General features: G+C 53.9%; 23 protein-coding genes and 1 pseudogene. 13 read left to right on the top strand and 11 right to left on the bottom strand.

The annotated features are described in order from the left end of the window. The 5 genes and pseudogenes from AL01_RS09120 to AL01_RS09100 form a co-directional block, all read left to right on the top strand. Positions 1-496, top strand: a pseudogene (locus tag AL01_RS09120) (hypothetical protein); the annotation flags it as partial. Positions 497-611: 115 nt separating this feature from the next. Then, positions 612-1,337 carry a hypothetical protein gene (locus AL01_RS09440; protein WP_206599232.1) on the top strand — a complete coding sequence of 242 codons (726 nt, stop codon included), beginning with the start codon at positions 612-614 and terminating at the stop codon, positions 1,335-1,337. A 2-nt stretch (positions 1,338-1,339) separates the two neighbouring features. Beyond that, the gene (locus AL01_RS09110; RefSeq protein WP_077397232.1) at positions 1,340-2,020 is read left to right on the top strand and encodes a hypothetical protein; all 681 of its coding nucleotides are present in this window, start codon (positions 1,340-1,342) and stop codon (positions 2,018-2,020) included. Positions 2,021-2,321: 301 nt separating this feature from the next. Then, positions 2,322-2,996 (top strand): hypothetical protein, encoded by a 675-nt coding sequence (locus AL01_RS09105; RefSeq protein ID WP_077397231.1) that lies wholly within the window; start codon positions 2,322-2,324, stop codon positions 2,994-2,996. A gap of 58 nt (positions 2,997-3,054) precedes the next feature. Beyond that, complete coding sequence (locus AL01_RS09100; protein WP_077397230.1) at positions 3,055-3,669, top strand: hypothetical protein; 615 nt, start codon at positions 3,055-3,057, stop codon at positions 3,667-3,669. 9 nt (positions 3,670-3,678) lie between these two features. Here AL01_RS09100 and AL01_RS09095 read toward each other — a convergent pair whose 3' ends face one another. The 7 genes from AL01_RS09095 to AL01_RS09065 all read right to left on the bottom strand — a co-directional run bounded on the left by AL01_RS09095 (position 3,679) and on the right by AL01_RS09065 (position 9,522). Further along, positions 3,679-4,536, bottom strand: a complete 858-nt coding sequence (locus AL01_RS09095; RefSeq protein WP_077397229.1) for an NUDIX hydrolase — start codon at positions 4,534-4,536, stop codon at positions 3,679-3,681. Then, complete coding sequence (locus AL01_RS09090) at positions 4,533-5,726, bottom strand: hypothetical protein (protein WP_077397228.1); 1,194 nt, start codon at positions 5,724-5,726, stop codon at positions 4,533-4,535. Before AL01_RS09090 ends, AL01_RS09095 begins: the two co-directional genes overlap by 4 nt. 229 nt (positions 5,727-5,955) lie before the next feature. Further along, positions 5,956-6,711: a lysophospholipid acyltransferase family protein gene (locus AL01_RS09085; RefSeq protein WP_077397240.1), complete on the bottom strand. Its 756-nt coding sequence runs from the start codon at positions 6,709-6,711 to the stop codon at positions 5,956-5,958. Positions 6,712-6,781: 70 nt separating this feature from the next. Beyond that, on the bottom strand, positions 6,782-7,447 hold the full coding sequence (locus tag AL01_RS09080; RefSeq protein ID WP_077397227.1) for a YdcF family protein: 666 nt from the start codon (positions 7,445-7,447) through the stop codon (positions 6,782-6,784). Continuing rightward, on the bottom strand, positions 7,444-8,325 hold the full coding sequence (locus AL01_RS09075) for an ABC transporter permease (RefSeq protein ID WP_077397226.1): 882 nt from the start codon (positions 8,323-8,325) through the stop codon (positions 7,444-7,446). The genes AL01_RS09080 and AL01_RS09075 overlap by 4 nt, the downstream gene beginning before the upstream one ends. After that, positions 8,322-9,065, bottom strand: coding sequence for an ATP-binding cassette domain-containing protein (locus AL01_RS09070; RefSeq protein WP_077397225.1), 744 nt, complete (start codon positions 9,063-9,065; stop codon positions 8,322-8,324). The genes AL01_RS09075 and AL01_RS09070 overlap by 4 nt, the downstream gene beginning before the upstream one ends. Positions 9,066-9,087: 22 nt before the next feature. Beyond that, positions 9,088-9,522, bottom strand: coding sequence for a hypothetical protein (locus AL01_RS09065; RefSeq protein ID WP_143280760.1), 435 nt, complete (start codon positions 9,520-9,522; stop codon positions 9,088-9,090). Between the two features lie 134 nt (positions 9,523-9,656). Here AL01_RS09065 and AL01_RS09060 point away from each other — a divergent pair, with 134 nt between their 5' ends. The 3 genes from AL01_RS09060 (at position 9,657) to AL01_RS09050 (ending at position 13,587) form a co-directional block, all read left to right on the top strand. Continuing rightward, a complete protein-coding gene (locus AL01_RS09060) occupies positions 9,657-11,555 on the top strand; it encodes an ATP-binding response regulator (protein WP_077397223.1) in 1,899 nt (632 codons plus the stop codon). Next, entirely contained in the window at positions 11,552-13,051 is a 1,500-nt protein-coding gene (locus AL01_RS09055) for an ATP-binding response regulator (protein ID WP_077397222.1), read from the top strand. The genes AL01_RS09060 and AL01_RS09055 overlap by 4 nt, the downstream gene beginning before the upstream one ends. A gap of 101 nt (positions 13,052-13,152) precedes the next feature. Then, on the top strand, positions 13,153-13,587 hold the full coding sequence (locus AL01_RS09050) for a SufE family protein (protein WP_077397239.1): 435 nt from the start codon (positions 13,153-13,155) through the stop codon (positions 13,585-13,587). Between the two features lie 99 nt (positions 13,588-13,686). On the opposite strand, the gene AL01_RS09045 is transcribed toward AL01_RS09050, so the two are convergent. Continuing rightward, positions 13,687-13,992, bottom strand: coding sequence for a hypothetical protein (locus AL01_RS09045; RefSeq protein WP_206599231.1), 306 nt, complete (start codon positions 13,990-13,992; stop codon positions 13,687-13,689). Positions 13,993-14,218: 226 nt separating this feature from the next. Then, positions 14,219-16,666 carry a membrane-bound PQQ-dependent dehydrogenase, glucose/quinate/shikimate family gene (locus AL01_RS09040; protein WP_077397221.1) on the bottom strand — a complete coding sequence of 816 codons (2,448 nt, stop codon included), beginning with the start codon at positions 16,664-16,666 and terminating at the stop codon, positions 14,219-14,221. Between the two features lie 384 nt (positions 16,667-17,050). Between AL01_RS09040 and rpmI the strand changes: the two genes are divergently transcribed. The 5 genes from rpmI to lpxB all read left to right on the top strand — a co-directional run bounded on the left by rpmI (position 17,051) and on the right by lpxB (position 22,617). Then, positions 17,051-17,254 (top strand): 50S ribosomal protein L35, encoded by a 204-nt coding sequence (gene rpmI / locus AL01_RS09035; RefSeq protein ID WP_043557923.1) that lies wholly within the window; start codon positions 17,051-17,053, stop codon positions 17,252-17,254. Between the two features lie 17 nt (positions 17,255-17,271). Beyond that, on the top strand, positions 17,272-17,625 hold the full coding sequence (gene rplT, locus AL01_RS09030; protein ID WP_043557924.1) for a 50S ribosomal protein L20: 354 nt from the start codon (positions 17,272-17,274) through the stop codon (positions 17,623-17,625). 200 nt (positions 17,626-17,825) lie between these two features. After that, positions 17,826-18,896, top strand: coding sequence for a phenylalanine--tRNA ligase subunit alpha (gene pheS, locus AL01_RS09025; protein WP_077397238.1), 1,071 nt, complete (start codon positions 17,826-17,828; stop codon positions 18,894-18,896). Between the two features lies 1 nt (position 18,897). Continuing rightward, on the top strand, positions 18,898-21,366 hold the full coding sequence (pheT, locus tag AL01_RS09020) for a phenylalanine--tRNA ligase subunit beta (RefSeq protein WP_077397220.1): 2,469 nt from the start codon (positions 18,898-18,900) through the stop codon (positions 21,364-21,366). A gap of 36 nt (positions 21,367-21,402) precedes the next feature. After that, positions 21,403-22,617: a lipid-A-disaccharide synthase gene (gene lpxB, locus AL01_RS09015; RefSeq protein WP_077397219.1), complete on the top strand. Its 1,215-nt coding sequence runs from the start codon at positions 21,403-21,405 to the stop codon at positions 22,615-22,617. A gap of 63 nt (positions 22,618-22,680) precedes the next feature. On the opposite strand, the gene trpS is transcribed toward lpxB, so the two are convergent. Both trpS and AL01_RS09005 read right to left on the bottom strand, forming a co-directional pair. Beyond that, complete coding sequence (gene trpS, locus AL01_RS09010; RefSeq protein WP_077397237.1) at positions 22,681-23,670, bottom strand: tryptophan--tRNA ligase; 990 nt, start codon at positions 23,668-23,670, stop codon at positions 22,681-22,683. Positions 23,671-23,775: 105 nt separating this feature from the next. Further along, entirely contained in the window at positions 23,776-24,279 is a 504-nt protein-coding gene (locus tag AL01_RS09005; RefSeq protein WP_143280759.1) for an FKBP-type peptidyl-prolyl cis-trans isomerase, read from the bottom strand. Between the last annotated feature and the right edge of the window lies 1 nt (position 24,280).

Below are 24,280 nucleotides of genomic sequence, written 5' to 3'. Positions count from 1 at the left end.
GAGTGTGGGCTTCCAGGCGGGTGCCGGGAGCGGCATGATTACCGGCTCTCTGTCGCAGACGCTTGTTGGTATTGGCAAGGGGATGGCGGCGAACTCTGCGGGTCTTCTTGGTGGTGGGCGTTCGCATGATGAGAGCAGTGAAAGCCAGTCCGCTATCAGTGACACCATCACGGTCAATGCGGGGCATGTCACGGGGTCATACAGCCGTGACGTGGACCATGCCAATGGTGCGCTGACGAACAGGTTTGATGCGCAGAAACTCCAGAATCAGATACAGGCCAGCACTCTGGGGACACAGCTCGTTGGCGAGATTGTTGGCACGGCCTTCCAGAAGATTCAGGAGAGGGATGACAAGGCCCGTGCTGCTGAGGGCCTTCCGCCAGAGGAGGCTGGCAGTGCCTTTTCTCCCCGGGAGGTGGCCCGTGACCTGATCGAGGCTGGTGGGGCAGCCGGTATTGCGGCCCTGACGGGCAGCAGCGGCCATCGAGCAGTATAATGATAGTGCTCATCGTGGGAAGGAGGCAGAACAGAAGGAAGAGGATGAGGAAAAAAAATCGAATACAGATGCAGTCGAAGCTTTGGTTTTTGATATTGCTTTAACGGGGGGCTCCATGATCCCAGGCCCACCTGGAACTGCCTTTGGTTATACATTAGCTGGCAGGTTGGAGCAGGAAGGACATCCATATCTTGCTGCTATTCAGGCGGGATCAGCAGGTTTGGATACCTTCGGTATCGATACATCGGCTGTTGTGGCCCCTGTGATTACTGGTTCGCTCCAGCTTATGAAGAGTGCTGTGGTGGGGGCGATCCTCAAGTTTGGTGGGGATGCTTTCGAAAGGCTTGCTCAGGTCCAGTTTATGGCTGTGACTGGGGAGGAGTTTGGGGCTGCTTTGGCAGGACATGCAGCAGAAGGTGCTGCCAATACTGAGAAAGAGGAAACGGCGGCTGGTCGGGTCATGAAGAGTGTCCGGCAGGATGAAAAGGCGGTTGCTGGAGGTGGAAAGAAAGGTACGGGAGGTGGCGGGGCAAGTAGAGCTAAAGAACCTTTAAAGATGGAGGATTTTTTAGAGTCTCCTGGCTTTGGTCAAACACTGAAGAATAATTCTATTAGAAATAGTCAAATAATTAAGGGAGATAAAGTCTATAAGGCTGTTAAAAATATTAGAAATGCGGATGGGGAGGTAGTTATAAGAAAGGGGGATAGTTTTTATATTGATACGGCTCATGATGATCACTTAGAGGTATTCTCTAAGTTTAGAGCAGAAAGACCGGTTGTAAATCTGGATGGCTCGATCAATGATAAGAAGACGGTGAGTGCAAAGGGTAGGAGGTTTTGACTGTGATAGAAGATTTTCTAGAAAGTCTTTATAATTTGTCCGGTAGGTATGGTGGGTTTCATCTTGATGTTTCAGATGAAATTGGAGGAGGGATTCATAGCAAAAAAGATTTTTTAAGCTTATGGTATTTTATTAGTGAACGTATTCATCATTTAGATCTAGGATTCAGTTTGAGAAATGAATCTCTTAGGGAAAGAATATTCAAAATAGATGAGATTTTGGATGATGTGCGTAGTTTTTTCATCTCACTCAACCATTTAATCTTTAATATTCTTGATTTTTTAAATGGTGTTGAAGAAAGAAGTGATTTCCATGATGATGTCTCTTCTGTAGGTGAGGGGTTTCTTGGTTTTTATAAAGGACATCTTCTCTCTGAGAATAGTGTTTCTGGGGAGGAGAATTTAATTATCAATTACATTGAAGAATGTAAAAAATATTTTCTTAGTCTTTCTGAAATACCACTTCTGAATAAAAAAATATTACTCGGAATTGATTGTTCATATTTTAGAGATAATTATTTAAAATTCATTGATTCTATTCTTGTTTATTTTCAGTCTTGTCTTGCAGGTAGTATTTTTTATATTTCTCGTTCAATGAGAATGGCTAATTTTTATATGATGGCACTAGTCGATTTTATAGATGATTTTTGTTCATTCTTGGGGAGCTTATGGTCTTGTGTATAAACTCCCAACGCTTTCATGTTTATTTTAGGAGTGCAATCCCCTTATATGGGAAATGTCATGACGCATATTTTTTGTTAGTATTCATATAATAATTAATTATAATGTAAAAAAATATTTTGCTATATAAATTATGATGATATTTATTTTGACCAGAATATTGAAGTTCTTTCAAGGTGGATTGGTTTTAGGAGGAGATGTTGATTATTTTTTAAATCGATGATGGGGTGAATAGGTACGGCCGTGGTGTCAGGTAGAGGGGAGTTGTATTTAGAAACATATGGATAGGTAGGAGATATTATTAATGATAAGAGCTTTTTTGGATAGTCTTCATGAGTTGTGCGATAGCTATCATGAAGTTTATTTTGAAGTTCGTGAGGAGATGGAGGAGTTTTTTTGTAGTCAACGAAAGTTCACAAGTTTTCTAGAGATGTTGGATAGAAATTATCATAGTGGAATTGAAAGAAACAAATTGAAAAGAGAATATTTCGAGGAGAATTTAATTAAATTTGATGGATTTCTTAATAATGTAAGTTATTTCTTTATGTCTGTAAATCAGTTGATTTTTAAGGTCCTTGATTTCCTAGATTATCCAGGAAATAAAAGTAAAATTTCTAGCAGATATTTAAATATAAGTGAGAAGCTGTATAAATTGCATGGAAAGGGTTTTTTATTCAAGAGTCTTGGTGAGGATTTTTCTCTAATAGAATGTATTAAAAATTCCAGAAATTATGTTGTTGTTCTTTTTGATGATAAATTTTTAGAGACGAAGATGTTGCCGAAAGAAATTTTTACAAAATTCAGAGATGGATATTTTAATTTCATTAAATATATTAATATTTATTTTGAATGCTTCCGTACCGGTAATGTTCAGTATATCTCTTGCTCATTAAGGAGCGTAAATTTTTATATGATGTCTATGGCTAGGTTAATAAATAGACTTTGCTTGGCGATGTGGTTGATGTGGCTTTATAGATGAGCTATTAAAATTAATTTTTACTTTTCTTTTATGGCTGGGGGCAGCCGGTATTGCGGCCTTGGAGGTAGGAGAGCCCGGCTGCTGCTGGTCTGGGTACGCTGATCGGGAAAGTGACGGCAGCGATGACCCGTCCACTGGCGGAGGCCGTGGCGACGGGGCTGCGGGCAGCAGCGACGGTACGCTGCGTGACAGTATTGCCAATATGTTCAGCAGTGCTGCCGCAGCGGCTGGTGGGGCTGTTGGAGGATTGGTTGCAGGCAAGGGCAGTGCGCCAGTCAGTGCGCTGACTGGTGCAGCAGTAGCAGCGGCCATTGAGCAGTATAATGATAGTGCCTATCGTGGGAAGGAGGCAGAACAGAAGGAAGAGCAGCAGAAAGAAGAAATGAAGGCGGTCGCGGATACAGTTCTTGATGGTGACTTCGATAAGGCTGAATGTGAATTCTCATATGAGACATCGGAGGATAGGAGCTATTCTGTCGGTTCGAGCTTTCACTACGAGCTGGATGGAAAGATTTTTCATTGTCCACTAGCTGAGCAGGCTTTGGGACAGGTCTCTGTGGCTGTACCGGCACTTCATAAGCTCATGCAGGAATCTGGTCAGGGAAATTGGGATAAATTTACGATGACTTTTCCCAAGAGCGGGTCTGTCTCTTTGAAGTTTCATAACGTCTAAGATAGGTAATCAAGAGGTAGGCGTTTCCAGTGGCAGAAACGCTGCTTCCAGATAACATGATGCCATGGCAGCCGGGCGGAAGTGATATAGCCGGGCGGGGCGTCCTACGGTGGAACGGTCATAGGTGCCGGTTTCTTCCACGAGTTTCTGGTGTAGCACAAGGCGGCGAAAATTGGGCTTGTGCATAAGGCGGCCAGATACTGTTTCCATCGCCTGCTGTAGTTGCAGGAGTGTAAAGGCCTGCGGGAGCAGTTCAAAAACGGCAGGGCTGTAACGGATGCGGGCCCGCAGGCGGGAGAGGGCCGTGGCCAGAAGGCGGCGGCTGTCTCCATCAGTAACGTCATCCGCCGGGATGGAACGAGGCACAAGCCCGGACTCCCAGAGTAGTTCATACCGTTCCAGCACACGGGTATCATCCCATGGCAGCTCATACAGCCCAAAGGCCGGCGCAATACGGCTTTGACGCTCCTCATGGCCGGAAGCCCATTGCTCAATTTTTGTGATGAACCGTGCCAGGTTCTGGTTTCCGCTTTCGCTGCGGCGGTCTTCCCATGGAAAATGATGATAAAGCGATCCATGGCAGGATCGAGGATGGTTGGAGCTGAGTGCCAGATAAGTAATATGAATATGTGGCGTCTGGCCCTGCATGGGGAAGGAGCTGAATGTGTAAAGCTGCTCCATATGGCCAATGGGACAGTGCGTCAGCGTTTCTGCCCAGTGGCAGAGACGCTTCTGCAAGGAATGATGACTTTCTTCAAAGGTTGGCGTGTTCTGGTCGTGGCGCAGTAGGGCAACATGAGGGGCATCATCCCCAAGGGTCATTAGAACGGTGATAAGGTCTGTTGGGCAGAGGCTTTGGAAGGTCATCGTAGGCGTGGTGTAAATCGGCTGAAATGGTCGTAGAGGGTGTGCAGTCGCTCTGATGAGAGGCCGGGTGGAACCCCATGGTCGAGGGGGAGGCTGAGCATCAGGGGATGGGTCGATAAGTCCATCATGCGTGGGCTGTTCATCGTGTTATTCAGCATCACTTGCATAGCAGGCGGTATGTTCTGGCGGAACCATGTGCTTTGCAGAAATTCTTCTAGCGGCCATTGCCAGTTGGTTAGGCTGACAGACAGAGTACCGGAAAAGGCAGGTACATAAAGTTCCCCTCCGAGAGACAGCCGAGGCGGTGGGCCTTTTTGTCTGTTCCCTGTAGCGGGATGGATGATGGCACTGAGTTCATGCAGCCTGAGCCGCAACGGAATATCAGGCCAAGGAGAGGCGGTAGATGGCTTTGTAGCAGAAAGACCCGCTGCAACATGGGGGGAGGCTGTACTGGGTAGCAGAGCAAAAAGACTGTGAACCTGTTCAATTCTGAAGTTGTGTAATAGGGGAGCGGGGTAGTTCAACTGCCTAGCTGTTAATGAGGCCGAAAGCAGCGCTCTGTTCTGCAAAGCTGGGTCCGCATGAGATAAGGACTGCGGCGCAAAACGGATGGTTCCGACAGAATGTAGAAGCGTTAGGCTATAAGGCAGGCGGGATGAGGCGAATTGTAGGTCAGAAATTCGAAAATGCGCCCGATAAAGCGGCATGTTCGAATTGCCATGACAAGTTGCTGTAGGGGGACAGGGAATACTAGTCTTGCTGATGTGCAGTCTGGCATTATCCAGAATCAGGGTCCAATTGTCCGGGCCTTGCACCATACGCAGGGCGGTTCGTTCAGGCAGATGAAGGGGGAGTTCTGTTCCGGTCATCAGAGCCTGTGCCCAGTCCAGCCAGTTGCCACCAAGTTGAAGGATCGGCGTCGCCCCCGCAAGGTCTGTGCCATTGAGATGTGTATGGAAGGACACACCATGAAGCCGCCGCCACGCTCCAAAGGGCCATCCTTTGGCCTCGGAACTTTGGATGGTCAAGGTGGGTGTTGGTCCGTCAGAAGGAAGGGACTGCACGGCTAGATGTTCCATCTGGCGGGAGAGCAGTGCCTGTGTTTGGAGGTATAACCCCCAGCTGCCGGCCAGAAGGAGAAGGCATAAGGATGTAATGGTCAGGATAGTGCGGCGATAGGATAAGATCATGCTCCAGCTTCCTTCTTGGGTGAGGAGCAGAATGAGAGGATAATTATTTTTTCCCCAGAGTATTCTTTACTTTTTTTTAAGTAATCCCTTTTTGGGGGCGGCATAGAGGGGTGCCTTTTAAAAGGCATATAACCTATAAAAATTTTTATATTTCATGACATTATATTTGATGCCGTGGAGCATCCCCCCTTTGTTTTACTACATTGCCTTTATTGGGAGCATAGGGCACTCACTTCGTGCCCTGTTTCACATCCACAGAGTTTTCCACAGGATCACAGGGCAAGTCATACTGCTGGCAGAGTGCATCCCATGCTTTATTGATCGCTGGGATAAGCTCACGTCCTTTCGTGCTGGCAGCGAGGGGTTCACCGATAACAACCCGGAGCGTCCCGGGGTATTTCCGCCAGTGTGAATGGGGCCAAAACAGGCCGGAATTAGTCACAACCGGGATGATGGGACATGTCGCCTGTCGAGCCAGAGCAATAACGCCATTCTGCAAAGGAACCTGCTGGCCGGGTTTGGTGCGTGTGCCTTGAGGAAAGATGATGATCTGCCGCCCAGCACCTTGCGCTTTGGCCACAGCATCCATCATGCCCCGCAGGGCTTGTGAACCGCCAGAACGATCGACAGGGATCATGCCGCTGAGAATGAGCATGGGGCCGACCAGCGGAATGGATGTTAGCTCTTTCTTGATGACATAGGCCGGTAGCGGCACGGTATTCATCCAGACAAAACCATCAAAGAAAGACTGATGCTGTGAGGCGATGAGCGCAGGTCCATCAGGCAGGTTTTCTTGCCCGCTGATGACAATACGAATACCGCAAAGCCGCTCCAGCCCCCAAAGGACGGCTTTAGACCATAGCTTAGCATAGCCCAGAGCGGCATCCCGCCTGTTGAGCAAGCGGATGGGAAAAGCAAATACCCCCATGATGAGGGTGAGTATCAGAAGATACAGGTTGAACAGGCTGCCACGGACAAAACTCATCATAATACTCCCTGCATGGCGCAGAATCTGCCCGAAGGGCAAGGGAAAAGATCGTGCTCGCAGCTAGAAATCAGGTAGGTGGAGGAGGTGAAACTGGTGGAGTGGGGCGGAAGCCTTCCTGTTCATAGTCCTGCTGATGAAGAATCATGAGGCGAAGAAAAGCCCCGACCAGTTTGCCATACTGGCTGAACATGAGCCGTATGGTGTGCGGGTGCAGTGGATCATGCATAGCCGGAGGCTGCACCCAATAAGGGGTAAGGCGTAGCTGCGGGGCAATGTCATGGAACTCCAATAGCGAGCGGCGCATATGGTACCCTGCCGTGACCAGCACAAGATGATGGAGGTTCTTCTGCTTCGCCCATTGAGCGGTTTCCCATGCATTGCCGATTGTGCTGGCTGCCCGATACCCGAGGCTGATTCTGTGGCTCAGCTCTGGAGGGAGGGGGCCGATCCCCGTGGCTGTCAGAATAGGATTTAACCCCGTATGGGGAGAGACCCCGGAAATTAAAAGCAGTCGGTTTGGCTTTTGGCGAAGGAGGGCAATACCGGCTTCTATACGGTTTTTACCACCCGTCAGGGCAACAATGCCGTCACAGTCGGCAGGAATATTATCCAGTGCAGGCGAGGGCCGTAGGGCGTCCGCACAGAAATAGATGAAACTTCCTAGCAGGACCCAGCTTGCAACGGTCAGCACGGCGAAAAGGGCAGACCAGACATTCATGCCCGGCCGCTTCATGAGGGGTGACGTCCCTGTCTGGCGCAGACCAGATACGTCATACCCCAGCCAGCCAGTGCCATTAGGAAAGGCATCAGGCAGAATGTCCCCCAAAGCATCGGTGGCAAAAAGGACTGGGGCGGAACAGTTGGGAAGAGCCCGGTAGTGGCGGGCAGGCGCAGCAGCGGGCGCAGAGCCGAGGTAATGAGCATCAGTGAAGGCAGGAGCAGGATGATGCCTGCAAGACCACCTAGAAAGGCCGTTAGCGCCATCCGTCTGGCCAGAATATGATGCAAGGTGGTGACTGCCTTACCCAGAGATAGAAGGACGGCCTGTTGTTGCCTGTTGGCCAGAGCAATGGTCCGGGCGGCCAGATAGAGCAGAGCCGGCACTACGAGTGCTGCTGCCAACCCGGCAGCTAGAGCTACATGGCTTGCTGCCTTACGGAGGGCTGCCATGAGGGGGGCTAGCTTTGCCATTTGGGGAGGGGGAGGCACGATGATGGCTTCTGGGGTGATATTATGCACCAGAGTCGTCAGTGTGTTCATCTCTCCGTGGTAGGACAAGGTGAAAAGCCTAGGGAGTGGCCCTTCCCAAGGGGTGGACCACGATGCCAGAATCCGGGCTACATCACGGTCGGGTAGAAGAGTGGGATGGGCTTTGGGAAATGTGGCTGTTAGCGCTTGGGATAGCTTGTTCGTCTGGCCAGAGGGCTCATTACCAGTGGCGGGGAGGGCGATGACCACCTGATCGTTTAGCTGCTCTTCCCAATGATGGACGGCTCTTTCCACACCGCAAGGTAGGGATAGGGCCAGCCCGAACAACCAAGAGAGAAGGCATAGCCCAAGTAGTAATGGCCATGAGGAAGGTCGTTCTGCTGCACGGGACAGAGACGTCATGGGAGCAGCCTTTCATCTTTGGTAACAAGGATTCGTGGTGCCGCTACACCCTCTTCCGGTACCGAAGGGTCTGTATTCTCTGGGGATGGCTTGTGCTGGGGGAGATTTAGGATATCTCCCTCAAGCGATGCTTCCTCTGGCAGGGTTTGTGTTGCCAGTAGGGCTGTTGTGCCATTTCTGGCTAATCCCCGTATGGTGGAAAGGAGATGGTTCCGTAATCCAGCGCAGAGAGTTAGGGCGGGTTCATCAACCAGAACGATGGAGGGTTGGGCGATCAGAGCTCGGGCGCAGGCAGCTCGTAGTCTAGCAGTCTGGCTAAGTGTGGCAGGATAAGAACGGGCATGGTCCTCCAATGCAAACCATTGAAGAATGGATTCTGTTTCCCGTCGGATATCTGCTTTGCTGGCATGGTTCATCTCCAGCGGTAGGGCAATGTTGTCCGCTACCGTCAGACGGTCCATGAAGAGCGGCGCAGCCTCAATATACCCTATGCGTTGTTGGAGAAGTTTGCGGGTTCGACAGGTAATGCGAGGGCCTGCATCTTGGTTTAGAAGGGTCATGGCCCCATCAGCGACAGGGCGACGCAGGGCGATGGTTTCCAGCAAGGCAGTTTTGCCAGCTTCGGCTGGTCCCGTCACCCAAAGGGTTTTCCCCCGTTCCAGCTGGAGGGAGACAAGCTGTACTCCGCCGGGTACGAGAGACGTACCGGCAGGTAGAGGGAGCATCTCCAGAGTAATCATGCAGGGCTCCGCATGGTATTGGTTAGAGCCGCCGTGCTAGCCATGCTGCGGCTGTGGAGGAGGCTGCCGCCAGAGCCATGAGAAGCAGACCATCCTTGATTAGGCCGTGTGGCGTAAGCAGATGGCCAGCGATCACGATCTGGTCGGGGAGGGTATGGGCGATGTGGTTGACGATCTCATGCGTCTGCTGGTCTTCAGTCAGCGAGCCGAGATTGGCAGTGGCGATGGTAATAAGGTGCGGCAGCAGGGACCAACCAACCCCGAGAATGAGCAGAATGGGTGCGAAAAGCTCTGTCAGCTGGATGAGGAAGCTGAAAGCGAAATGGGCCAATGCCCATAAAATGTTGAGCAGGACCCGCCCCACGATGAATCCGCCCTTCTGGTGTGGTGTGGTGGCTGAAAGCAGGCGCTCACCCCGCATTGGGGAGGAATGGGAAGAAGAGGGCGATGTATCCATGAATGTTTCAGGCCTTCCTGTAAGACAGCCGGGCTGGCAATGGCATATGTGAAGAAAGACGGAGAACAGTGGTGGAAGCCGAAGCCCCTCTGTCCTGTCTTCTTACTTCTGCACCTAGCTTCACGAGAGGCGTAATGCAAATCTTACCCACACGGGATGAAAAAGACGTTCATATTCTGCTTCTGGACCCAGCAGGCACAGCCCATAGCCGGGTGTATGGTCTGCTGCGTAGTGAGGGGATGGATGTTGTCTGTCGGCAGAGTGCCGAAACAATGTTGGAAGTGCTGGAAGCCTCCTGCCGGGATAATCAGGTGGATATGGTGATCTGCTGCACCCTTCAGAAAGGCATGAGTGCTGGCCAGTTTGTCCGCCGGGCTAAGGCGAATCCTGCCATGCAGGATGTCCCCGTGTTGATGTTGACAGAAGACGTCTCCACACGGGTCGAGCTGGACTGTTTCGAGAGTGGTGCCGATGCTTATCTTTCCAGCTCTGCCCATTCCGACTTGCTGCTGCTGCGGATACGCACACTTCTGCATTTGGCAGATGAGAAACGATACCTACATCCCCAATGGCATATGCGGCGGGCCAGAGTCGTGATTGTCCGTGCGCCAGAGGATGAGGTTCTGCTTGAGTTCTGGAATGATCCCCGGGTGTTGGAACGTGATAATCACGATGAAACAACAGAGGAAACAGGGCTGGGGGAACTGCTCTGGCGGGATGGTCATACTGTGACATCGGTTACACGCTCTAGCGATTTGCTGAGCGGCGGTTGGCTGACAGGGCCGGATGGGCCGGACTGTATCGTGTTGGAGGATATGCAGGATAATGAGGCGGACTTGGCTTTTTGCCGTCAGTTAGACCAACGCCGCCGGGCTTTGCGGGAGCAGGGGGGAATCCCTTTCCGTATTCTGGGGATCATACAGGCAGAGCGTTTTCGTGGTGAATCCTGTGTGGCGTTTCTGGAGGCAGGGCTGGAGGACCTCGTCCCTAGCGATATGACACCGATGGTGCTGGCACTGCGGATACGGGCGATGGTACGGCGGCGGCGGGAGAATGAGACGTTCCATCAACGTGAGATGGAGCGGCAACAATCCGCCTTGGCATTGGAGGCGGCACAGGCACAGGCCTCTCTTGCAGATGCATTGGCCCGAGCCAACCGGGACCTAGCCCAGACGAATGAGGAGCTGGTGCAGACGCAGGCCAGACTCGTTCAAACGGCCAAAATGGCGTCTCTAGGGGAGCTGGTGGCGGGTATCGCTCATGAGATTAATAACCCACTGGCCTTCACTCTGGGGCATGCCGATACGATCGAACGGTGCCTGCACTGGATGGAGGATAAAGTGCAGGATGAAGGAGACCAGAACCGTATCAGAAGGGCCGGAACCCGCCTTGCGGCCATGAAGACAGGGCTAGGGCGCATCCGAGACCTTGTCGTACGTCTGCGCCGCTTTTCTCGGCTGGAGGAAGGGCAGTGGAGCATGGTAGATGTGAGTGAGGCCATAGAGACAGGGCTGGCTCTGGTCCGGCACAGGCTGGGCGGGAGTATTGCTGTGGAATCCCGGTTGGACGCACCCCAGAAGCTGATTTGTCAGGAAACATTGTTTCATCAAGCAGTGATGAATCTTATTGCCAATGCAGCAGATGCATTAAACGAGGTACGCCTTGCGGGGGATATGCGCCATGACGGACGGATACGAATTGCGACCTGTCTTTATGAGGATGTTTACGAAATTACGGTAAGCGACAATGGCCCGGGCATAGAGGAGGCGGTCCGACCTCGGATTTTTGATCCTTTCTTCACGACGAAGGCACAGGGAGAGGGAACGGGGCTGGGGCTTTCCATAGTTCATGGCATCGTGCAGGCTCATGGTGGGACGATTGATGTTACGGATGCTTACCCGGCAGGTGAGAAGACCGGACTAGGGCGAGGTGCACATTTCGTGATTCGCCTTCCCGTTCATGAAACGGCAGAAGGATGGGCTGTGCGGGAGCCAAAACGGCGCAAGGCTACAGGAGGAAGTGAAACGGCATGACCGTGCCATATAGTATCGAGACGAGGCCTTGCGTTCTTCTGGTGGATGATGAGGAAGAAATCCTCATTGCTCTTGGCGACCTGCTGGAGGAAAGCTGCACGGTGCTCACCGCTACCGAGCCCCTCCGTGCCCTTGCCCTGCTGGAGGCACACCCGGAGATTTCTGTCATTATCTCCGACCAGCGTATGCCGGGTATGACGGGTGATCAGTTTCTTAGCCGTGCTAGTACCCGCTCAGATGCTCGGGCCATTCTGCTAACAGGTTATGCGGACCTTGATGCCGTGGTCGCCGCCCTGAATCATGGGAAGATCGTGGCCTATGTGCATAAGCCTTGGGAGGCAGATCATGTCCTTTGTCTTGTTCATGAAGCACATAGGACATGGCAGGCCCAACATGCCCTGAAGGTGGAACAGGCTCTGCTTCACGGCCTTATGGAAAGTCTGCCCTTTGGGCTGGTTTTTTCGGATGCGCAGGGCCAATGCATTCGCAGTAACCGTCCTTATCAAGGAACATCCGAGAGTAGCCAGTATGCGGCTAGCCTACAGCCGGTGATTGCCCGCTTGCGGGAAAAGGTCTGGCAGGAAGGGCAGGCCGAGGAGCTTTTGGAAGTCACGGCGGAGGATGGCCGGAGTACATGGCATGAGATTGTCCGTCTGGCTCTGAAATGGCCGGAAGGGGTACCGCTGACGGAAGCTTGGCAGGTCAGCATGGACCGGGACGTGACACGGCGGGTGATGATGGAGGATCGGCTAAACAGAGGGGAGCGGCTGGAGGCTCTGGGGCGTCTTGCCGGTGGTGTGGCGCATGATTTCAATAACCTGCTGACTATTCTGGGAAATTGCTTGGATGCTCTGGCAGAGCAGGTAAAGAATGAAGACCCCGCCTCTGCCGCCCAGAGGAAATGGCTTGCTCGGGCCTTGGAAACTGTAGGGCGGGGAGAGGCACTGACCCGCCGGCTGCTTCAGTTTGGCCGTGCGGGGCGAAGTGGAGCAACAGTTCGACCGTTTGATATTGTCTCTTTTTTGAAGGAACGGTCCGGTTTGTTTCAGCACAGTTTTTACGGGGCGACACCGGCTATTCGTTTTGTCTTGGACCTTCCGGAAGAGATATCTTCATCCGTTTTAACCTGCCCAGAACAGCTTGAGATGGCCTTGCTCAATCTCTGCGTCAATGCGCGTGATGCGATGCCAGCTGGTGGCACGGTCACGCTTTCAGCACGCCGGGTTTGTCATACCTTGCCCGCCGCACCATCGGAATGTGAGCAGGCTCATGCGTTGGCTCTGGAGGTCCGAGATGAGGGCGAGGGGATGAGCGAGGAAGTCCAGCGGCATATTTTTGAGCCTTTCTTTACGACCAAGCAGGCAGGGAAGGGCACGGGATTGGGATTGGCTGGTATTTATGGTTTCATTTTGGCCCATCATGGTGATGTGGTTGTGCAAAGTCAGCCCGGACAAGGAACGGTAATGCGTCTGTTGCTGCCTCTTTTGAAAACATGACGGTATGACCTCCCGGAGGAGAATGGTTCCCATTTCATTTTGTCCGGGTATGATGGGCGGCATGAACGCTATGCGAAGATAAGGGGGAAGCCATGGCCGATATGAAAGCCTGTTTTGTTCAGCCGCAAGAAGATGATGCAGCACAGGCCATCACGGCCATTGGTGATGAGCTAACCTTGTTTGATGATTGGATGGAACGGTATCAGTACATCATCGAGCTGGGGCGAAAACTTCCAGTATTTCCGCAGGAGTGGCAGGATGATGCCCACCGTGTGCCCGGCTGTCAGAGCCAGGTCTGGCTAGAGGTGGAAGAGAAGGAAGGCCGCCTATTCTTCGCTGGAGCTTCCGATGCCGCTATTGTTCACGGGCTGGTAGCGTTGTTGCTGCGGGTTTATTCCGGCCGTACACGGGCTGAAATTTTGGCGACTGATCCAGTTTTTCTGCATGAGCTTGGGTTGGTAAAAGCACTTTCAGCCAACCGTGGCAATGGTGTGGAGGCTATGGCAAAGGCTATTCGGCAGCGGGCGGCTGCTTGAGACCATCATTTATGATGGTCGGCTGGATTATGGTTATAAAAAAGGCCCTCTGGAGTGGAAACCAGGGGGCCTTTTTCATGCAGAGGTCCGCAACGCGTTTTAGTGCGTGGCAGGTGCTGCGGCATCCGTTGCAGGCATGTCGGACTTCATCGGGTTGGAGCTGTCCTTCACGCTGTCGGCAGCGGCGGCGGCCTTGTCAGCAGGCTTTGCATCCTGTGTGCTGCACTTGGTGAATTTACCGCTTTTGTCGCGGCACGGCTTAGCCTTTGGCTTTTCACATTTCGTGAACTGACCCTTTTCATTGCGGCAATGGTGAGCCTTGCCGTGAGGGGCGGCAGCAAAGGCAACCTGACTGGTCAGGGCGCTGGCAATGAGGGCGAATGTGGCCATGCGACGGAACATCATGGGGTTTTTCCTTCTGTCAAAACAAGGACGAATAGGCTGGCACCACTCTATACGGAAAATCTCAGAAGGGGATAGTGAAGTCTGTGTTATTTTCCAGAAATAATGGCCTATTATTACCATATATTATTAATCAGGGTTAACCAGCTGGAAACAGGCTCAGGACAAAAAAGGGGGAGGCCCGGTTGGGCACTCCCCCTTTTACTTTGCGATGAACCTTTTTAGGCCATCACTTTTTCTCGTCCTTCTCGGGCAGAGCATAGGCGATCAGGTAATCACCCATCTTGCTCATGAAGGAACCATGTCCCCCAGCGTAGGTCACGATGTATTGGCGACCATTGATGCTGTAGGTCATGGGGGAGGACTGTGCCCCAGCGGGGAGGCGATCCTGCCAGATGACCTTGCCTGTCGTGATGTCATAAGCACGGATATAATAATCCTGCGTGGACGTCAGGAACGCAACATTACCAGCTGTGGCCAGCGGGCCACCAAGGCTCGGCACGCCGATCTTGATGGGTGGCATCTGGATCGGAAGGATGGAGCCATGCAGGGAGTCCCGCAGGGTTCCGTTACGATGCCGCCAGATGACTTTGTTGGTCCGCAGGTCGACTCCAGCAACAGCACCCCACGGCGGCGTGCGGCACGGTACGAAGAGACCGATCTTGGCGAACAGTGGGTCTAGGAACGGATGAAGGTTGATGGCGTAAGGGATGCCGTAATTCGGCTGAAGCCCTGTCTCGCCACCACTTCCGCTCTTGCTGTTTGCATCCGGCCAACGGGGGTTGCCCGGCCCACGGGGGACCAGTGTGGAAACGAACGGAATGGAGATGGGGTTGGTAAAGGCCACTTCACGGCGCGGATCAACCGCAAGGCCACCCCATTCGAACATGCCGAGGTCCCCAGGGAAGACCAGCGTACCCTGTGTGGAAGGTGGCGTATAAGGCCCCTCATAACGCAGGCTGTGGAAGTACACGCTGCAGACCATCTGGTCGAGGATGGTAGCACCCCAGATGTCCCGATCGGATAGTGGTGCATCCGGACGCATGGTCAGCTGGGAGTGAGGCTGTGTCGGGCTTGTATGGTCACCCGTAGCCGCACCACCTGGTACCGGGATTTCCGGTGCTGGAACAATCGGCTTACCTGTGCGGCGGTCCAGAACGAAGATATCACCACTCTTTGTCGGGATGTAGATGGCCGGGACCAGGCTACCATCCTTCTGGGTGATGTCCACCAGATTAGGCTGGGCGGAAACGTCCATGTCCCACAGGTCATGATGAACGGTCTGGTAGAACCAGACGAGCTTACCCGTATCGGCGTTCAGCGCAATGATACCCGGCGGATAACGCTCGGCATCCTTGTCGCGGTAGCCACCCCACTGGTCAGGCGTACCAACACCCATAGGGATGTACACCATGTTCAGGTTCTTGTCGTAAGACGAGACAGACCAAGAGTTCGGGGAGTTGGGGTGAAAATGCGGATGCTCTTCACTCGGCATCTCGTTCGGGTCGGGATTTGCTGCGTCAAACACCCAGACAAGTTTGCCTGTGTAGACGTCATAGGCCCGTGTCGCCCCGGAAGGCTGATGAACGGAACCGTTATCCTTCACCGCACTATTAACGATGATCAGCTTCTCTGTAACGACCGGCGGTGATGTCGGCGCATACTCACCAACCGTTGTGTAAGGCTGATGGGAGAAGCGCAGGTCCACCTGACCATTATCACCGAAGCCCTGACAGACTTTACCCGTCTGCGCATCAATCTCGACCATACGGCCATCATTGACCATGGCGATAATGCGCTTGGCGCAATCCGTCGTGGTGACAGGCTGGCCGCTGCTGTCCACAGCATTGGCAGGCATTGTGTGGGCACTAACGCCACGGCAGGTCAGATGCTGGAAGCCCGGATTAACGTTAACCTTAGGGTCGAACACCCATTTCGTCTTCCCCGTCAGAGCATCAACGGCAAAGACTTTCTGATGCAGGGAGCAAAAATAGAGTGTGTTATCGAACTCAAGCGGTGTGGCCTCGTTGGTGGCTTCACCTGGGTCACGGGATGGGTCCGGCAGGTCGCCAGTCCGCAGTACCCAAGCAACCTTCAGCTTGTTGACGTTCTGGCTATTGATCTGTGCCAGAGGGGACCAGTGGTTACCATCTTGCGTACGGGCGTAAGATGGCCAGTCATTATCCGGCACATTTTCCGGATTGGCCGGGCTGGCGTTTACCTGTTCAGCAGGCAGGGAACCGTTGATGTCATACGGGTCCATGAAAATGGAGATCACCAGTGCCAGAGCACTGAGGACAACACCAACCCCCAGAGGGAGCGTAGCCAGCAGGTTTGCAGCGAGCGGACGGCGGATAAAGGGCAGCAGAAGCACAATGCCAATGACGATGACCACATCCAGCCGAGGCACGAGGCCCCAGAGGTCTAGGCCTACGACGCAAAGAGCCCAGATGAGTGTGCCCAGAAGAACAACGGCATAGACGGCAAGACCGATTGGCTTCCGTTGATGAACGAAAAACGCGCTAAGCAGCGTGCCCAGCCCGCTGATGAGATAATAGAAGGGACCGCCTTCGCTGATGGAATAGATACCACCGGCAACCAGCAGCAGGCCGACGATCGCCATAAGGATGGCAACCAGCGAGACCCAGATTCCCCCCGTACGGGAAGTGGAGGACATGGATAAGCCTCAGTGTTGTTAAACTCGATCATTCACGTGGATAGTGCTTCCCTGGCAGGATTGTTCCGCCACGGATGATGATCTCTCGCTCTTAAAGCACAAGGAAGGGGCTATGGGTCAAGCATTTGCGAATAATAATTCGGACTAGGTCAGTGCCTCTAACATCATATTCACAGCCATGTGATAAATCCTTTTTGAAGGTTAATGGAATGCTGTGGAAAAAACATGCGGTCTGATGTGCTTTTTGCTTGAGGCCACACCCTGTTATCCCTATAACCCCCTACAGGTCGTGCACGCGCCCGGGCCATATGATGTGGCATGCCCGGCCGTGCGGTTTTCCTTTTCCATCAGGAAAAGGGAAACTTCAGAACTAAGGAGATGAAAATGCCCAAGTTGAAGACGAAGTCTTCGGTCAAGAAGCGGTTCAAGATCACCGCAACCGGTAAGGTGACCTGTGGTCCCGGCAACAAACGCCATGGCCTGATCAACCGTCCGCAGAAGATGAAGCGCAGCAACCGCGGTCCGCAGACAATGACGGACATGGATGCACGCACAGTCAAGCAGTGGGCGCCCTACGGGCTGTCATAAGGGAGATTTGAAAAACCATGGCACGTGTTAAACGGGGTACGACCACTCACGCTCGTCACAAGAAGGTCCTTGATCTGGCCAAAGGCTATCGCGGGCGTTCTTCTACAAACTATCGCATCGCTCTTGAGCGTGTCGAGAAGGCACTGCGTTATGCCTATCGCGACCGCCGCAACAAGAAGCGTGACTTCCGCTCTTTGTGGATCCAGCGCATCAGCGCTGCCGTGCGTGAGCATGGCCTGACCTACAGCCGTTTCATCAACGGGCTGAATAAGGCTGGGATCGAGATCGATCGTAAGGTTCTTGCTGCCATCGCCTATGATGATGCCGCAGCTTTTGCTGAGATCGTACGCAAGGCTCAGGCAGCCCTGTAAGAGGATCCCCCAATGCCTCGTGGTCTACTCTTGAGGGACCGTGAGGAATGGGACTGATGAATGGCGGGCTGTTCTGGCAACGGAGCAGCCCGTTTTTCTTTGAGGCTGCTTCAGAAATATCTCAACATCCGGTCCTTCGGGGCGAAACGGGGGCGGGAGGTGTTTTTGAAACAGGCTCACGAGATGATGGAAGACAGGCTATGGCCAATGACCTCGAAACGCTGAAGGATGAGACGCTGGCGGCCCTAAAGGAGGCCAGAACTCATAGTGAGTGGGATGCAGTCCGCGTAGGGACGTTGGGGCGTTCCGGTAAATTGACTGGTTTGCTCCGGCAGCTTGGTTCATTCCCTCATGAGGAGCGGAAAGAGCGGGGACAGGCCCTCAACCGCCTGCGGGATGAGCTGACAGGGCTGATCGAGCAGCGTGGTAAAGAAATCGAGGAGTTGGCTCTCCAGCAACGTCTGGCGGAGGAAACGGTGGATGTGACCCAGCCACCGGCTACAGCACCGATTGGCCTCATCCATCCCGTTAGCCGGACGATTGAGGAAATTACGACTATTTTCGGGGCCATGGATTTCCATGTAGCCGAAGGCCCGGATATTGAAAGCCAGTGGCATAATTTCTCTGCCCTGAATACGCCGGAACATCACCCAGCCCGGACAGAGCAAGACACGTTTTACCTTCCTGCCACTGGGGAGAGTGAAGAAATGCGTGTGCTGCGGACGCAGACATCCGGTGTTCAGATCCGCACTATGCTGGGCGAGAAGCCACCGATTCGTATTATTGCACCCGGCCGGACCTACCGGGCTGATCACGATGCTACCCATTCCCCGATGTTCCATCAGTGCGAAGGGCTGGTCATCGAGAAAGGCATCACGTTGGGCCATCTGAAAGGTTGCCTGACAGAGTTCCTAAGGGCTTTCTTTAATCAGCCTGATCTGCCTGTCCGTTTCCGTGCCTCTTATTTTCCCTTTACCGAGCCATCCATGGAAATTGATATCGGCTGGTCACGGGAAACAGGTGTGATTGGCGGTGGTGCCGATTGGTTAGAAGTGCTGGGGGCTGGAATGGTTCATGCCCGGGTGCTGAGCAATTGCGGGCTGGACCCGGCAGAATGGCAGGGCTTTGCGTTTGGTATGGGGATCGAACGTCTGGCCATGCTGAAGAACGGTATTACGGACCTGCGGTCTTTCTATGAGAGTGACCTGCGCTGGCTGCGTCACTATGGTTTTTCATCACTGTCCCCGGCAACGCTGACGGAGGGTTTCTAACATGAAATTTTCACTCTCATGGCTGCGGGATCACCTCGATACCACGGCGTCTTTGGATGATATCTGCGCGACATTAAACCGCATCGGCCTTGAGGTCGAAAATGTGGATGACCCGACTGAACGTCTGGCCGGGTTCCGTACAGCGAAAATTCTGGAGGCTTCCCGTCATCCGGATGCCGACCGTCTCCAGCTTTGCCGGGTGTCTGCGGGTAAAGGCTTTGAGGAAGTGCAGGTCGTCTGTGGTGCGCCGAATGCTCGCACGGGGTTGCATGTCATTTTCGCCCCACCGGGTACCTACATTCCCGGTAGCGATATGACGATCAAGCCGGGGAAAATCCGTGGTCAGACCAGTAACGGGATGCTCTGTTCCCTGCGGGAACTCGGAATCGGTGAGGAAACCAACGGCATTGCGGAGCTGCCTGATGGTGCCCCGTTGGGTGAGGATTATGTCCGCTATGCCAAGCTGGATGATCCGGTCATCGAGATTGCTATTACCCCTAACCGTGGCGATGCGTTGAGCGTCCGAGGGATTGCCCGCGATCTCGCAGCGGCTGGTCTAGGCACCCTGAAACCGTGGTTGACGAAAACAGTGGAAGGGCAGGGCGACTGTCCGATCCGCTGGGAGCTGGACCATCCGGCCTGTTCCTATGTGACAGGGCGGTTGATCCGTGGTGTGAAGAACGGTCCCAGCCCTGCTTGGCTGCAACGGCGTCTGGAGAGTGTGGGGCTGCGGCCGCAGTCGGCCTTGGTGGATGTGACCAATTATCTGATGATGAATATTGGTCGCCCCCTACATGTGTTCGATGCATCCCGCCTGACAGGCGGCCGATTGTCTCTGACATCTGGCATGGGCGAGCATTTCCGGGCTTTGGATGGGCAGGAGCTCATTCTGGGGAAGGACGATCTCGTTATTGTGGATGATGCTGGTGTGCAGTCTCTTGCAGGCATCATCGGCGGAGAGGCTAGTGCGGTTACGAATGAGACGGTTGATGTCTTCGTGGAATCCGCCTTGTTCGACCCCGTGCGTATCGCCCTGACAGGGCGTCGTCTTGGTGTGCAGACTGATGCCCGCTATCGCTTCGAGCGTGGGGTAGACCCAGCCCTCGTACGCTCTGGTTTGGAAGCCGCTACAGCCCTGATTGTGGAACTATGTGGTGGCACGCCGAGTGAAGTGACTGAAGCAGGCGCAGAACCAGCATGGCAGAGAACGGCCAGCCTGCGTTTCGAGCGTCTGGCTACATTGGGCGGACTGGAGATTGAAACGGATAGGGCCGTTGATATTCTGGAGGCTCTGGGTTTTGAGGTTCAGGATCGCACGGCAGAGAAGGCCGTTTTCTCTGTGCCGTCTTGGCGTAATGATGTAGCGGCCGGGCATGGTCTGGCGCAGTCTGAAACGCTGGATGCTGCCGTTGCTGCACAGGCTGCGGCGAGCGTTGAGAGTATGGAAGCCGAGGCCGATCTGGTCGAGGAAGTTCTGCGCATCCGTGGTTTGGATGAGGTTCCAGCCCTCTCGCTGCCTCGGGCGCATATGGTACCCGCTCCAGCCGTGACAGCGCAGCAGGCCAGAGCATCCCTTCTGCGCCGTCTGTGCGCTGGGCGTGGTCTGATGGAGACTGTAGGGTTCTCATTTGTCTCCGACCAAGATGCTGCCCTGTTTGAAGAAGTGCGGGAAGATGACCGTCTGTTGAATCCGATTGCCACGGATTTGAATCAGCTTCGTCCGACCTCAATCATCAACTTGCTGCGGGCATTGGGGCGGAATCTGGCCCACGGGCAGGGTTTTGCGGGTGATGCCTCTTTCTTCGAGCTAGGCCCCTGCTTCGGGCAGCAGGGTAACCGTCTGGTGCTGGCAGGTGTGCGTGGCGGTGTGAGTGCCCGTGCTCCCGGCCAGCCCGCTGCGGAACCCTCTTGGATGGATGCTAAGGCTGATTTGATGGCGGTTCTTACCGCCCTTGGGGTAGCGGAAGCGTCCCTGAGCAGTACGCAGGATGCCCCCAGCTACTACCATCCGGGCCGGTCTGGCGTTGTGCGGCAAGGTCCTAAGCTTGTGCTGGGCAGTTTCGGGGAATTGCATCCCCGTGTGGCCCGTCATTTTGGGCTTGGCGGTACGGTAGCACTTTTTGAGGTAACGCTGGATAAGGTCCCACTGCCCAAGGTGAAGCGTAAAGCAGCTCCGGCTCTTTCGGCCCTTCAGCCTGTGCGGCGTGACTTTGCCTTCCTTGCTGATAGAAACGTCCAGATTCAGGATGTTCTGAAGGCTGTTCGGATGGCGGACCGTAAGCTAATCACGGATGTGCGTCTTTTCGATGTCTTTGAAGGTGGCTCCGTCCCGGCTGGGCACCGATCCCTTGGTGTGGAGGTTACTCTCCAGCCGCAGAAGGATAGCCTGACAGACGCACAGCTTGACGCCCTGATGGCAGCGGTGGAAAGTTCTGTCCAGAAGGCCACGGGGGCAACGCTCCGCCGTTGATCCAGATGGTGGCGGTGCAACGAAGGGAATGATGTCATGGTGGATGTGGGCGCTCCTGTCGAAGGTGAGGTTCCCCTTCACCAGCATGGTCGGGTAATCTGGATTCTCGCAGGGGAACCAAGCGGGGATAGTATCGGTGCCCGTCTCATGCAGGCCCTGCACCGTATCGACCCGACATTGGTTTTTGCCGGTGTCGGGGGAGGGCGGATGGAAGCCCGAGGCCTGCGGAGCCTTTTCCCTATGGAAGACCTCACGGTCATGGGCTTCATGGAGGTTCTGCCTCGCTTGCGTCTGCTTTCCCAGAGGCTTCTAGAGGCGGAACAGGATATCGAACTGCGCCGCCCGGATATTGTTATTACTATTGATAGTCCGGGCTTCTCATTTCGCTTGCTAAAGCGTATCCGCAAGCTGAATGTTCGGCGGCTGCATTATGTGGCCCCACAGGTCTGGGCATGGCGGGAGAGCCGGGTCAAAGGGTACCGAGGGTTATGGCACCGATTGCTTTGCCTCTTTCCTTTTGAAGAAAAATGGTTTGCAGATCGAGGTCTGCCAGAAGGCCGGTTTGTCGGGCATCCTATCCTACAGTCGGGTGTGGCACATGGTAAGGCCTTACGTTTCTTCAAACGACATGACCTTCGGCCGAGCAGCCCCATTCTGATCCTTATGCCGGGTAGTCGCTCATCAGAGGTTCCGCAGCTCCTGCCCGTGTTTGAGAAGACGCTAACTATCCTCCATAAGCGTTTTCCTGATCTTCAGCCGGTCATCCCGGCGACTTCCGGTATGGCTCCATTGGTCCGGAAGATGGTGCGGCATTGGGCTGTTCATCCGTCTATCCTGACAGATACGGAAGATAAACATGATGCCATTCGTGCGGCGGATTGTGCGCTGACAAAATCGGGTACATCGATTCTGGAGCTGGCCATCGGGGGCGTCCCTATGGCGGTGACGTACAAGGTGAACCCAATATCGGCTTTGCTGGGGCGGTTGTTTCTACGACTACCCTATATTTCTATGATCAATATTCTGGCAGGGCGGGAAGTTGTTCCAGAACTGGTGCAGCATGATTGCAACCCCCAGAAGCTCGCCGATGAGATAACATCCCTTCTAACGGATGAGACGAAGCGTCAGGCTCAGCGAGAGGCTTTTGGGGATATCTTGGCTATGTTGGAGGCCCCAGATGGTGAGTTGCCAGCTATGTCAGCGGCAAAGCAAGTGTTGGACCTTATGGAAACGCCACTGTCTGAAATATAGGTTTCATGGAAAAGGCCTGCTCCTATGGGGGCAGGCCTTTTTTGTGTGGAGAAGGTGGTCACCTTAGCGAAGGAAACCAACCAGCTTTTCTGCTTCACTGACGATAGGTTCAGAGACAGCACGGGCGCGCTCGGCTCCCTGCCGCAGAACTTGCATAAGGTGGGCCTTGTCATCCATCAGGCGGCGTGTCTCATCAGCAACAGGAGCCAGCGTCTCAACCAGCAGATCAGCCAGAGCCTGTTTGAAGGTGCCGAAACCCTGGCCAGCAAACTGTGTCAACACATCGGCCAGCGTCTTGTTGGACATGGCAGCGTAGATGGTCAGCAGGTTTCGGGCTTCTGGGCGGCCTTCCAGTCCGGCTTCTTCACTGGGGAGGGGCTCGGCATCCGTACGGGCCTTACGGATCTTCTGGGCAATTTCATCCGCTGTATCATTCAGAATGATGCGGCTCTGGGCGGATGGATCGGACTTAGACATTTTCTTGCTGCCATCCCGTAGGCTCATCACACGGGCGGCATGAGGCGGGATGAGCGGTTCGATGAGCGGGAAGAACTCAACACCCATATCGTGATTGAATTTTTGGGCGATGTCATTGGCTAGCTCAAGATGCTGCCGCTGGTCGTCCCCGACAGGAACCCGTGTGGCGTGGAAGGCCAGAATGTCCGCAGCCATTAGGTTGGGATAGACATAGAGACCCGCAGAATGATTTTCCCGGTTTTTACCAGCTTTGTCTTTGAACTGCGTCATGCGGTTCAACCAGCCCAGACGGGACACACAGTTAAAAATCCAGCCAAGGCGGGCATGGGCGCTAACGGCAGACTGGTTATAGAGGCGTGTCGGGTCGATGCCGGAGGCTAGAAGGCAGGCAGTGGAAGCGAGGGTCTGTTCACGCAGGGCCTCGGGGGACCACGGCATGGTCAGGGAGTGCATGTCCACAAGGCAGAACAGGCAGTCATGGTCTTTCTGCAGGGTAACCCAGTTGCGGATTGCCCCAAGATAGTTGCCAAGATGAGGGATACCTGTTGGCTGGATGCCAGAAAAAACGCGCTGCATGAACATTGTCCTGCGGAAGAGGATAGAGAGATGCCGCCCGCTCAGGAGTGAGGGGGCGGCAGGGACCCTGCATGGAGGGCTGGTCAGAGAAGGGGAGCAGTCTTATTACTGTAAGGTGTTGTCATCCTCGACACCCAGAAGCTGGATTTTGAAGATCAGCGGGCTGTTGGGGGGGATGATCCCCATGGCCCGCTTGCCGTAACCCAGCTGGGGAGGGACGTAGAGTTCCCATGTATCGCCGACACGCATCATAGGAAGCCCTTCCATCCAGCCTTCGATGACACCATCCAGAGGCATCTCCATATAGGCGGCCCCGGTGTGCATCTCGGATGCGTCAAAGATGCCACCATCTGGCAGGCGGCCTTCATAAATGACCATCATAGTGGCGCCTTTTTGTGGATGCGGTGCATCCTTGGGGCCAGATTTCAGCACTTTATAGGCGAGGCCATCCGGAAGTTTCTGCACTCCCGGTTGTTTATAGACCTGATCCATGAATTGCTGGGGTGTCAGGTCCGGTTTGGGTCCGCCGGAGCAGGCAGTCATGCCGAGCAGACCAGCCAGCGCACAGGCAGGCAGATAACGGAAGAGAGAACGCAGACAATGGGACATG

Source organism: Bombella intestini (genome assembly GCF_002003665.1).
Lineage (GTDB): Bacteria > Pseudomonadota > Alphaproteobacteria > Acetobacterales > Acetobacteraceae > Bombella > Bombella intestini.
Note: the sequence above shows the minus strand (reverse complement) of the source record. Positions and strands in the feature narration are given on the sequence as shown.